Origin of the sequence: Streptomyces blattellae, from assembly GCF_009709555.1 — a bacterium.
Lineage (GTDB): Bacteria > Actinomycetota > Actinomycetes > Streptomycetales > Streptomycetaceae > Streptomyces > Streptomyces blattellae.
In genome coordinates this window covers 22,014-34,129 of record NZ_WJBG01000216.1, presented here as the reverse complement: position 1 = coordinate 34,129, position 12,116 = coordinate 22,014, and the positions used below count along the sequence as shown (strand labels likewise).

9 protein-coding genes are annotated in these 12,116 nt (G+C 70.8%); 7 read left to right on the top strand and 2 right to left on the bottom strand.

Annotated elements, in window-relative coordinates; translation table 11 throughout:
- Positions 1-15 precede the first annotated feature (15 nt).
- Entirely contained in the window at positions 16-255 is a 240-nt protein-coding gene (locus tag GFH49_RS30325; RefSeq protein WP_328288301.1) for a hypothetical protein, read from the bottom strand.
- Positions 256-476: 221 nt separating this feature from the next.
- On the opposite strand from GFH49_RS30325, the gene miaA reads away from it, so the two are divergent.
- The 6 genes from miaA to hflX all read left to right on the top strand — a co-directional run bounded on the left by miaA (position 477) and on the right by hflX (position 8,634).
- Positions 477-1,415 carry a tRNA (adenosine(37)-N6)-dimethylallyltransferase MiaA gene (gene miaA, locus GFH49_RS30320; protein ID WP_155059254.1) on the top strand — a complete coding sequence of 313 codons (939 nt, stop codon included), beginning with the start codon at positions 477-479 and terminating at the stop codon, positions 1,413-1,415.
- A gap of 108 nt (positions 1,416-1,523) precedes the next feature.
- Entirely contained in the window at positions 1,524-2,021 is a 498-nt protein-coding gene (locus GFH49_RS30315; RefSeq protein ID WP_155059279.1) for a hypothetical protein, read from the top strand.
- Positions 2,022-2,055: 34 nt separating this feature from the next.
- Positions 2,056-2,949: a diaminopimelate epimerase gene (dapF, locus tag GFH49_RS30310; protein ID WP_155059253.1), complete on the top strand. Its 894-nt coding sequence runs from the start codon at positions 2,056-2,058 to the stop codon at positions 2,947-2,949.
- A gap of 280 nt (positions 2,950-3,229) precedes the next feature.
- Positions 3,230-5,350: a RelA/SpoT family protein gene (locus tag GFH49_RS30305; protein WP_155059252.1), complete on the top strand. Its 2,121-nt coding sequence runs from the start codon at positions 3,230-3,232 to the stop codon at positions 5,348-5,350.
- A gap of 161 nt (positions 5,351-5,511) precedes the next feature.
- A complete protein-coding gene (locus GFH49_RS30300) occupies positions 5,512-6,984 on the top strand; it encodes a M1 family metallopeptidase (RefSeq protein WP_155059251.1) in 1,473 nt (490 codons plus the stop codon).
- A 156-nt stretch (positions 6,985-7,140) separates the two neighbouring features.
- Positions 7,141-8,634 carry a GTPase HflX gene (gene hflX, locus GFH49_RS30295; RefSeq protein ID WP_155059250.1) on the top strand — a complete coding sequence of 498 codons (1,494 nt, stop codon included), beginning with the start codon at positions 7,141-7,143 and terminating at the stop codon, positions 8,632-8,634.
- Between the two features lie 243 nt (positions 8,635-8,877).
- Here hflX and GFH49_RS30290 read toward each other — a convergent pair whose 3' ends face one another.
- A complete protein-coding gene (locus GFH49_RS30290; protein ID WP_155059249.1) occupies positions 8,878-10,092 on the bottom strand; it encodes a trypsin-like serine peptidase in 1,215 nt (404 codons plus the stop codon).
- A gap of 380 nt (positions 10,093-10,472) precedes the next feature.
- Here GFH49_RS30290 and GFH49_RS30285 point away from each other — a divergent pair, with 380 nt between their 5' ends.
- Complete coding sequence (locus GFH49_RS30285) at positions 10,473-12,107, top strand: diaminobutyrate--2-oxoglutarate transaminase family protein (protein WP_155059248.1); 1,635 nt, start codon at positions 10,473-10,475, stop codon at positions 12,105-12,107.
- The last annotated feature ends 9 nt before the right edge of the window (positions 12,108-12,116 follow it).

Sequence of the window (12,116 nt, the reverse complement as noted above, 5' to 3'; positions counted from 1 at the left end):
CCCTCGCGGGAGCCGTTACGTGCGGGCGCCGTCGCCGGCCTCCCGGTCGGCGGCCTCCTCCGAGGACTGCTTGGGGATGTCGTGCTTGGGGACCTCGACGCCCTCCGCGGCAGCGGCACCGACGGTCTCCGCCGCCTCCTCCGTGGCCTCGGACGGCGCCTTCGTCTCCGCCGCCTCAGTGGCTTCCGCCACGTCCGCCGCGGGTTCGGCCGTCGGTGTGTCGGCCTGCGCCGCGGTGGTTGACGTCTCCTCCACAGTCTTCGACCTTCGGAGAAGTCGTGCAAAAACGCCCATATCCACTCCATACGTTACTCGTGCGGGCGAATTCCCGCGTAGCCCGGTACGCCCGTTTGCGCCGCCCGGGTCACCGCCTCTCGAAATCGGCGGCGAAAACCTCGCAACTGGGAACGACCCCGGACCCGGGCCGTCACGTAACTCGTTCGAGGCGGCGGCCGGAGGTTTGCGAGACTGGGGCGGTGAGCAGTGCACCCCCCGCCCCCCGCGTCATCGCCGTCGTCGGACCCACCGCGGCCGGAAAGTCCGATCTGGGCGTATTTCTGGCCCAGCGTCTCGGCGGCGAGGTCGTCAACGCCGACTCCATGCAGCTCTACCGAGGGATGGACATCGGCACCGCCAAGCTGACGCCCGAGGAGCGCTCCGGTGTCCCGCACCACCTCCTGGACATCTGGGACGTGACCGTCACGGCGTCCGTCGCCGAGTACCAGAGACTCGCGCGGGAACGGATCGACGCGCTGCTCGCCGCCGGACGCTGGCCGATCCTGGTCGGCGGTTCCGGTCTGTACGTCCGCGGCGCCGTCGACAACCTGGAGTTTCCCGGCACGGACCCCGGCGTCAGGGCCCGCCTGGAGGAGGAACTCACGCTCCGCGGCTCCGGCGCCTTGCACGCCCGACTGGCCGCCGCCGACCCCGAGGCCGCGTACGCGATCCTGCCCAGCAACGGCCGCCGTATCGTCCGGGCCCTCGAAGTGATCGAGATCACCGGCAGGCCGTTCACCGCCAACCTTCCCGGCCATGACTCGATCTACGACACCGTCCAGATCGGCGTGGACGTGTCGCGCCCCGAACTCGACGACCGCATCGCCCGCCGGGTCGACCGGATGTGGGAGGCGGGGCTCGTCGACGAGGTGCGCGCACTTGAGGCGCAGGGGTTGCGCGAGGGGCGTACGGCCTCGCGCGCGCTCGGCTACCAGCAGGTACTCGCCGCGCTCGCCGGGGAGTGCACGGAGGAGGAGGCGCGCGCCGAGACCGTCCGTGCCACCAAGCGCTTCGCGCGCCGTCAGGATTCATGGTTCAGACGCGATCCCCGGGTGCACTGGTTGAGTGGGGCGGCGGCGGATCTCACAGAACTTCCGCACCTCGCGCTGGCGTTGCTCGAACGACCGGTTACAGCCTGATCACGTCATGGCATCGGGACGCTCCGGCCGTCATCCCGGCCTCCGGCTCCGTGCCATCATCGAGCTTCGATCGACCGAGTTGAGTCCGAGTTGGGAGGGCGCGTGGCGATGGAGGCCGGCCCTCGCGACACCGCACAAAACACCGAACCTCTCACCGCCGACAGCGGTGAGCAGGCACAGGACGGCGACCGTCTGAGCCCGGACGGGCCCGACGAGGACGGCGTGACCGACGACGGCCCGGAGCCCGAGGAGATGTTCGCCGGCGGCCCGGAGGTCGAGGTCGAGCTGAGGCCGCAGCGCCGACTGCGCATCTGGCAGCTCGCGCCCATCGTCGCCCTGGGCGCGGTCGGCTCCCTGATGTTCGCGTTCCCCCTGGCCTTCGACTTCGGCGACAGCGGCGCCGTGATCGCCATGCTGGGGCTGCTGATCTGCTCCTGCGCGGCCGGCTGGGGCATGATGGCCGCCCGTCGCGTCGGCTACACCTGGCCCGGCCTGCCCCAGCGTGGCTCGGGGCGCCGGCTGGACTGGCGGGTCGTGATCGCGTACGTCGTGGCGGTCGCCGCGGTGGTGGTGCTGGCCGTGTGGAGAGTGGCCCGGCTGCGCTGACCCCGCTGTCGTACCCAAGCCTTACGATCGAGGAATGAGCACGCGGATCGCCTTCCTCAAGGGACACGGCACGGAGAACGACTTCGTGATCGTCCCGGACTCCGAGAACGCCATCGACCTGCCCCCGGCCACCGTCGCGGCCCTGTGTGACCGCCGAGCGGGCATCGGTGGCGACGGGCTGCTGCATGTCGTACGGTCCGCCGCGCACCCCGAGGCCAAGCACATGGCGGCCGAGGCGGAGTGGTTCATGGACTACCGCAACGGCGACGGCTCGATCGCCGAGATGTGCGGCAACGGGGTGCGGGTGTTCGCGCGCTACCTCCAGCACGCCGGACATGCCACCGAAGGTGACCTCGCCATCGCCACGCGGGGCGGCGTGAAGACCGTGCACATCGCAAAGACCGTCTCCGACAGCGGCTCCGCCGCGGGCGACATCACGGTGGGCATGGGCAAGGCGCGTCTCCCCGAAGGGGACGTCACCGTGAGCGTCGGCGAGCACAGCTGGCCCGCGCGGAACGTGAACATGGGCAACCCCCACGCGGTCGCCTTCGTGGAGGATCTCGCCCACGCGGGAAACCTGTTCACACCGCCGCCCGTCAGCCCGGCGTCCGCCTACCCGGACGGGGTGAACGTCGAGTTCGTGGTCGACCGCGGCCCCGCCCACGTAGCGCTGCGCGTGCACGAGCGCGGCGCCGGCGAGACGCGTTCGTGCGGCACGGGCGCGTGCGCCGTCGCCGTGGCCGCCGCCCGCAGAGACGGCGCCGACCCCGCGGCCACCGGCACCCCGGCGACGTACACCGTCGATGTCCCCGGCGGGACCCTGGTGATCACCGAGCGGCCCGACGGCGAGATCGAGATGACCGGACCCGCGGTGATCGTGGCCGAAGGGGAGATCGACGCGGAATGGCTGGAAACCGCGGCTCGCTGACGGTCCGTAGCGCAACGGCCCGATGCCGGAAACCTTGGGTTTCGGGGCTCGTGAGGTCCGGAACTGCCTTGGGCCGCACGTCACATGGCGCGAAATCGCAAACATCCAGACCATCGCTCGAATGGGTGATCCGTTTCACGCTCGGCGAGAGGCGGTCAATCACGCGTGATGGGCTCGGTAGCATCAAGCACCGGCCCGGACGGGGGAACGAAGCCATCCCCTGAGCCGCCGTCCGCCATGGGGCAACCCCGTCCGCCGGTCCACGCAGCCGGAGGTGCCCATGAGTGCGGAGGCAACGAACCCTGCCGCAGGTCCCGTAGCCCCCACCGGGCCCCGCAAGAGGTCGCTCCCCAGGATCGACCTGCGCCGCCTGGGCCGCGCCGCGTTGCTCGGCCCCACCGCCCGCGACCGGCTGCCCGACGCCATCGGCCATGTCGTCGAGGCCCATCGCGCCCACTACCCCGCCGCCGCGCTCGAACCCCTGCGCCGCGCCTACGTGCTGGCCGAGTCCTCGCACCGCGGGCAGATGCGCAAGAGCGGCGAGCCGTACATCACCCACCCGCTCGCCGTGACGCTGATCCTCGCCGAACTCGGCGCCGAGACCACGACCTTGACGGCCTCTCTGCTCCACGACACCGTCGAGGACACCGAGGTGACCCTCGATCAGGTCGGTGAGCAGTTCGGCGCCGAAGTCCGCTATCTCGTCGACGGCGTCACGAAGTTGGAGAAGGTCGACTACGGCGCCGCGGCCGAACCCGAGACCTTCCGCAAGATGCTCGTCGCCACCGGCAGCGACGTCCGTGTGATGTCGATCAAACTCGCCGACCGGCTGCACAACATGCGAACCCTCGGCGTGATGCGCCCCGAGAAACAGGCGCGCATCGCCAAGGTGACCCGCGACGTGCTCATCCCGCTCGCCGAACGCCTCGGCGTGCAGGCCCTCAAGACCGAGCTGGAAGACCTCGTCTTCGCGATCCTGCACCCCGAGGAGTACGACCACACACGCGAGTTGATCGCCGACAACGCGGCGCTCCCCGGTGACCCGCTCGCCGAGATCGCCGAAGAGGTGCGCACCGTCCTGCGCGAGGCCGGCATCCAGGCCGAAGTCCTCATCCGGCCCCGGCACTTCGTCTCCGTGCACCGCGTGGCCCGCAAGCGGGGGCGCCTCAGGGGCTGCGACTTCGGCCGGCTGCTGGTGCTGGTGAGCGAGGACGCGGACTGCTACGGCGTCCTGGGCGAGCTGCACACCTGTATGACGCCCGTCGTCTCGGAGTTCAAGGATTTCATCGCCGTCCCCAAGTTCAACCTGTACCAGTCGCTGCACACCGCCGTCGCCCGGAAGGACGGCCAGGTCGCCGAAGTCCTCATCCGCACCCACCAGATGCACAAGGTCGCCGAGGCCGGCGTCGTCGCGCTCGGCAATCCCTACGCCCCCGCCCCCGAGGACCCGGCCGACGGCGAGCGCGTCGACCCCACCCGGCCCGGCTGGCTCTCCCGGCTGCTCGACTGGCAGGAGGCCGCCCCCGACACCGACACCTTCTGGTCCACCCTGCGCGAGGACCTCGCCCAGGACCGCGAGATCACCGTCTTCCGGCCCGACGGCGGCACGCTCGGCCTGCCCGAGGGCGCGACCTGCGTGGACGCCGCGTACGCGCAGTACGGCGAGGACGCGCACGCCTGCATCGGCGCCCGCGTCAACGGCCGTTTGGCGACGCTGAGCACGGTCCTGCGGGACGGCGACACGGTCCAGCTCCTCATGGGGCAGGACCCGGCCTCCGAGCCCTCCAGGGAGTGGCTGGAGCACGCGCACACACCGACGGCCAGGATCGCGATCCAACGGTGGCTCTCGACCCACCCCTCACCGGCCGAACCCGAGGCCGAGGCCGAGCGCGGTCCCGAGCCACCGTCCGCGTCCCCGCGTCCCGCCGCCGACGCCCCCGCCACCCGTCCCGGCGCCGCGAACGCGGTCGTCGACCAGCCCGGCGCGACCGTACGGCTCGCCGGCTGCTGTACGCCCGTACCGCCCGACGAGGTCACCGGCTTCCCGGTCCGCGGGGGAGCGGTGACCGTGCACCGCGTCGAGTGCGCCGCGGTGGCGCGTATGAAGAGCACGGGGCGCGCGGAGGTCGGCGTGCGCTGGGGCGACACCACCGAGTGCCGGGTCACCCTGGTCGCCGAATCGTTCGGCCGCCCTCATCTCCTGGCCGACCTCACGGAAGCGATCGCCCTGGAGGGCGCGGAAATCGTGTCGGCGACCGTCGAACCCCCGAGCCAGCAACGCGTCCGCCACACCTACACCCTCCAACTCCCGGACGCCGCCCACCTACCCGTCCTCATGCGGGCCATGCGGAACGTGCCGGGGGTGTACGACGTGGGACGGGCCCAGACACCGGGAGCGTGAGGGGCCGCGCGCCCCGCCTTCACGCGCGCGCCCCGCCTTCACGCGCGCGCCCCGCCTTCACGCGCGCGTGCCGCACCGTAAGACCCCCTTCAGGAACCCATTCGAGTGGGCCGGACGCGCGTCGTCGCCGTGCTCCGGGTGAGCCCTGGTAGCCGTGGTCCATGCTGCTCACCCCGCGCACCTCCCGCACTGCCCGACGGCTGAAGGCCGCCCTGCTCGCGTCTGCCGTGTCCGTCTGCCTCGTCGCGGCAGGCGCCCCGCCGACCCCCCTCGGCGTCGGCGACCGCCTCTTCCCGCATCTGGGCAACCCCGGATACGACGTGACGTCGTACGACCTCTCCTTCACCTATCCGGGCACCAACGACAAGCCCCTCCAGGCGGTCACGACGATCAGTGGCTGGACGACCACCGCACTGGACCGCGTCAACCTCGACTTTTCGCACAGCGAGGCCACGTCGGTCGAGGTCAACGGGGAAAAGGCGGCCTTCTCCAGCGCCAAGGAGGACCTGGTCGTCACCCCGGCCAAACCGCTGCCCGCCGGCAGCTGGATGCGGATCACCGTGCGGCACACCAGCGACCCCCGCCCGGCGGCCGGAGGCCGGGACGGAGGCTGGGTGCGGACCGCCGACGGGCTCGTCATGGCCAACCAGGCCGACGTCGCCCACCTGGTGTTCCCGTGCAACGACCATCCCTCGGACAAGGCGATGTTCACCTTCCGGGTCACCGCACCCGACGGTCACACCGCCGTCGCCAACGGGATGCCGGCCGGCGTCGACCGCGCGCGCGGGAAGACGACATGGACGTACCGGACCCGGCACCCCATGGCCACCGAACTCGCCCAGGTCGCCATCGGCCGCTCCACCGTGCTGCACCGCACCGGGCCGCACGGACTGCAGATCCGGGACGTCGTCCCCACCAAGGACCGCAAGCTGTTCGAGCCGTGGCTGAAGAAGACCCCTGCTCAGATGAAGTGGATGGAGGGCAAGGTCGGGCCGTACCCCTTCGAGACCTACGGCCTGCTCATCGCGGAGGCGGACACCGGCTTCGAACTTGAGACGCAGACCCTCTCTCTCTTCGAGAGAGATCTGTTCACCGAGTCCGGGTTCCCCGAGTGGTTCGTCGACTCGATCATGGTCCACGAGCTGGCCCACCAGTGGTTCGGCAACAGCGTCGGCCCCCGCACCTGGTCCGACCTGTGGCTCAACGAGGGGCATGCCACCTGGTACGAGGCCCTGTACGCGGAGGAGAAGGCGAACAAGCAGCTGCAGACCCGGATGAAGGCCGCGTACCGCTCCTCCGACGGCTGGCGTGCCGCCGGCGGACCACCGGCCGCGCCCAAGGTGCCCGAGCCCGGCCAGAAGATCGGCATCTTCCGTCCGAACGTCTACGACGGCGCCGCGCTCGTCCTGTACGCGCTGCGCGAGAAGATCGGCCGTCCGGCCTTCGAGCGCCTGGAGCGGACCTGGGTGCAGCAGCACCGGGACGGCTCGGCGACCACGGCCGAGTTCGTGCAGCTCGCCTCCGAGGTGTCCGGACGCGACCTCGGCGGGTTCTTCCAGGACTGGCTGTACGGCACGAAGACCCCGCCGATGCCAGGTCACCCGGACTGGAAGTCGGAAGCGCCCGGCAACTAGCTCGGAAGCGCCCCACGAATAACACAGTGACGAGACGCCCCGTGCCGTGCGACCATCGTCAGGCCGGCGGGGTACGGGGCGCGGGAATCTCCCGGAGTGCTCGTACGTTGTGCACAGTGACCGCCGAAATGGCATCTCCAACGACGTAAGGACCCAATGACCTCCTCTTCTTCCCCTTCCCAGGACACTCAGCGCCTCGCGCACGCCTACCCCGAAGGTCTTCGGGCCGATGCCCTGATGGAAGAGGACGTCGCCTGGAGCCACGAGATCGACGGAGAGCGGGACGGCGATCAGTTCGACCGCTCCGAGCGTGCGGCCCTGCGCCGTGTCGCCGGTCTCTCCACCGAGCTTGAGGACGTCACCGAGGTCGAGTACCGGCAGCTCCGTCTGGAGCGGGTCGTGCTCGTCGGCGTCTGGACCACGGGGACCGCACAGGACGCGGAGAACTCCCTGGCGGAGCTCGCCGCGCTCGCGGAGACCGCGGGCGCGCTCGTGCTCGACGCTGTGATCCAGCGCCGCGACAAGCCCGACGCGGCGACGTACATCGGCTCCGGCAAGGCCGACGAGCTGCGGGACATCGTCCTCGATTCGGGCGCGGACACGGTCATCTGCGACGGTGAGCTGAGCCCTGGGCAGCTGATCCACCTCGAAGACGTCGTCAAGGTCAAGGTCATCGACCGTACGGCCCTGATCCTCGACATCTTCGCCCAGCACGCCAAGTCCCGAGAGGGCAAGGCGCAGGTCGCGCTCGCGCAGATGCAGTACATGCTGCCGAGACTGCGCGGCTGGGGTCAGTCGCTGTCCCGGCAGATGGGCGGCGGCAAGGGCGGCGGCCTCGCCACCCGTGGTCCCGGTGAGACCAAGATCGAGACGGACCGGCGCCGGATCCGCGAGAAGATGGCGAAGATGCGCCGGGAGATCGCGGAGATGAAGACCGGCCGCGAGGTCCAGCGCCAGGTGCGCCGGCGCAACAAGGTGCCCTCGGTCGCCATCGCGGGCTACACAAACGCCGGTAAGTCCTCGCTGCTCAACCGCCTCACCGGTGCCGGTGTCCTGGTCGAGAACGCCCTGTTCGCGACCCTGGACCCGACCGTGCGCCGGGCCGAGACACCGAGCGGCCGGCAGTACACGCTGGCGGACACCGTCGGTTTCGTCCGGCATCTGCCGCACCACCTGGTCGAGGCGTTCCGCTCCACGATGGAGGAGGTCGGCGAGTCCGACGTGATCCTGCACGTGGTCGACGGTTCGCACCCGAATCCGGAGGAGCAGCTGGCCGCGGTGCGCGAGGTGATCAGGGACGTGGGTGCCACCGACGTACCCGAGATCGTCGTGATCAACAAGGCCGACGCGGCGGACCCGCTGACGCTCCAGCGGCTGCTGCGGATCGAGAAGCGCTCCATCGCCGTCTCGGCCCGCACCGGCCGGGGCATCGCCGAGCTGCTGGCACTCATCGACAACGAGCTGCCGCGGCCGTCGGTCGAGATCGAGGCGCTGGTGCCGTACACGCACGGCAAGCTGGTCGCCCGCGCCCACACCGAGGGCGAGGTGATCTCCGAGGAGCACACCCCGGAGGGCACCCTGCTCAAGGCACGGGTGCATGAGGAACTGGCGGCGGATCTCGCGCCGTACGTTCCGGCACCGCTCGCCTGACACCGTACGAAACGGACGGCCCGCCCCTGCTTCTTGCGGGGGCGGGCCTTCGGCGTGCACGGGCGGTCTCCGGGGTCACTGACCGCCGTACGTCTTGCCCATGTGCTCGCAGACCTCCTGAGCCTCGCGCCGAGCCGCGGATCCGCCAGCGAGCCAGGTGGTGTCGCCCGGCTTGCTTCATCTGCGGCACCGTGTGGCGCTCGTGCCGGTCGGCTCCGTACGGCACGCCACCGCCGGATCACATCACTGGCCGGCGAACTTCTCGCTCACCGAGTCGTACACGCCCTTGGCCACATCACCCAGCCGCGGACCCGCCAGCCAGCCCGCGGTCACCGGGCCGATCGAGGTGTTGGACACCAGCGTCTCCTCGCCGTCCGCACCCGTGGTGACCCAGCCGCCGCCGGACGAACCACCGGTCATGGTGCAGCCGATGCGGTACATCGTCGGGTCGGAGGCGTTGATCGACAGCCGCCCGGGACTGTCCTGGCACCGATACAGCGTCTGGCCGTCGAACGGCGCTCCCGCCGGGTAACCCGTCGCCGTGATCCGCTCCACCTGCTGGACGGCCGGAGCCTCGAAGTCCACCGGCAGCGCCGATCCGACGGTCTCCTCCAGCGACTTGCCGTCGCCGTTCTCGGGCGTCACATGGATGACGGCGAAGTCGTACGCCGCACCGTCCCCGCCCGTCGCACCGCCCTGCTCGATCCACTGGTCCGAGGTCTGCGCCCAGTCGCCCCACCAGACACCGTAGGGAGCGACCTCCTCCTGCGCGGCGTTCTCCAACTCCGCGGCCGACTCGCCGGAGTCGTTGTACGACGGGACGAACGCGATGTTGCGGTACCAGCCGCCGCTCCTGCCCGCGTGCACACAGTGGCCCGCCGTCCACACCATGTTGGACTTGCCCGGGTTGGCCGGATCCTGCACGACCGTCGCCGAGCAGACCATCGTGCCCTCGGGGGAGTCGAAGAACACCTTTCCTGCCGTGGCGGCATTGTCGTGGTACGTAGGCGGTACGGCCTCGGCGTCCACCGGCTCGGGCGTCGGGTCGGTCACGCCCTGGTCACCCGAGAGGTCGCTGTCGTCGACGCTCTGGTCCGGCTCATCGGCGTCCCGCATCCGGTCCGGGTTCCACAGGTCCTCGATGATGGGGTTGACGAAGTCCTCGGCCTCACGCAGCCAGTCGTCCCTGTCCCAGTTCCTCCAGGCGCCGTTCTGCCAGTTGTCGATGTCGATCCCATGCTCTTTGAGCCGGTCCGTGATGTCGTCCGGGATCGTGATCTTGCCGTCGCCCTCGGCGGATGCCGAGGTCTGGCCGCCCGCCTCGGCGTCGCCCGAGGAGCAGGCGGTCGCGGTCAGTACGAGCGCGGAGGCGAGCGCAACGGCCGCCAGCACGGGGGAGGTTCTGCGGCGTGCGCTCCCTTCTCGGCGAGCGGTGAACGAATGCCTTGTCGATCGCATGATCTGACTCCCCCTGAGGTAACGAGTTCGGCGCTGCGGCGTGCTCTCGCTCGGAGCCCACGTGATGCCGGCCGATGCCACGGCGCCCAGGAACGGCAACTCACACTATGCGCCCGCTATGAGGGACTTCCGACGGAACAGCAACAGTTCCGTCACGGGAAGGATCTTGAAGCAACCCGTAACCCGGTCAGCAGCGCGCGGTTGGTAGCGGTGGGGGGCGGCCTGCTGTGTGCGTGTGCGGTCCCCAGCGTCAAGTGGGCACAGCCAAGTGCGTATGGCCAAGTGCGCATCGCCAAGTGTGCGAGGAATGTCGGGTGTCGGGTGTCGGGCGGTTGATGCCGGGACCCGGGCGCCCCTGGACAGCGGGAGGACAGGGAGCCGTGACCGTGACCGAGTCTGCGCCCGGGGGGACTGCCGAGCCGGCCCAGGTGTCCGGGATGTCCGTGGCACGCCGTGACGCGGGGACGCGCTCCGTGCACGAGGGGATCCTGCGGCGCCAGTCGGCACGCGAGTCGGCGGCGCGCACCTACGCGCGCGCCCTGCCCATCGTGCCCGTGCGGGCACGCGGACTGACCATCGAAGGTGCGGACGGACGCCGCTACCTCGACTGTCTCTCCGGCGCCGGAAGCCTCGCCCTGGGGCACAACCACCCGGTCGTCCTGGAGGCGATCCGCAAGGTTCTCGACTCCGGCGCACCGCTGCACGTCCTCGACCTGGCGACACCCGTCAAGGACGCGTTCATCACGGAGCTGTTCCGCACCCTGCCGCCCGGCCTCGCCGACCGCGCGCGCGTGCAGTTCTGCGGACCGGCCGGCACGGACGCTGTCGAGGCCGCCTTCAAGCTCGTACGGTCCGCCACCGGGCGCACCGGGATGCTCGCCTTCACCGGTGCCTACCACGGGATGACCGCCGGTGCCCGCGAAGCGTCCGGGCACGCCCTCGACGTACGGGTCACACGGCTGCCCTACCCGCAGGACTACCGGTGCCCCTTCGGTATCGGCGGCGCGCACGGTGCCGAACTCGCCGCCCGCTGGACCGAGTCCGTCCTCGACGACCCCAAGTCCGGCGTGCCGCGACCTGCCGGGATGATCCTCGAACCCGTGCAGGGCGAGGGCGGGGTGATCCCCGCGCCCGACATCTGGATGCGCCGCATGCGGGAGATCACCGCCGCCCGGTCCATCCCGCTGATCGCCGACGAGGTCCAGACGGGCGTCGGGCGCACCGGTGCCTTCTGGGCGGTCGAGCACAGTGGAGTCACCCCCGACGTGATGGTCCTCTCCAAGGCCATCGGCGGCAGTCTGCCCCTGGCGCTCGTGGTCTACCGCGACGACCTCGACGTCTGGCAACCCGGCGCCCACGCAGGCACCTTCCGCGGCAACCAACTCGCCATGGCAGCGGGGACCGCGACGCTGGCCCACGTCCGCCAGAACCGGCTCGCCGAACGGGCGGCCGACCTCGGCACCCGAATGCTTTCCCAACTCCGCTCCCTTGCCGATGACTTCCCCTGCGTGGGTGATGTACGTGGGCGGGGGCTGATGATCGCAGTTGAGGTGGTGGATCCGGAGGCCACCCCCCGGACGGGACGTGACCCGGCGGGCGGCGGAGGGGGACCGGAGGGCGGTTCGACTGGTGTGGACCGTGCCGGTGGTGAAACCCACGCGGGTGCGGCTCCGCACGACCGTTCCGGAAAGACGGTTTGCCCAGCGGATGGGCAGGCAGTCTTTCGCGGTCCTCGCCCGGCCGCTCCCGAACTCGCGACCGCCGTACAGCGGGAGTGTCTGCGCCGCGGCCTGATCGTGGAACTCGGTGGGCGGCACGCGAGCGTCGTACGGCTCCTGCCACCGCTGACGATCAGTGACGAGCAGGCGACCGCGGTGCTCGACCGACTGGCCGATGCGGTGGCCGCGGTGGCCCGTGGGCACACCCGCCCCGGCGAGACGCATCGGTCGCGCCGATGTGCCGACGGCCCTGCGGAGCGAAAGGGCAGGCCGGCGCCCCAGGGCGGGCTCGCCTGAACGCCCGTG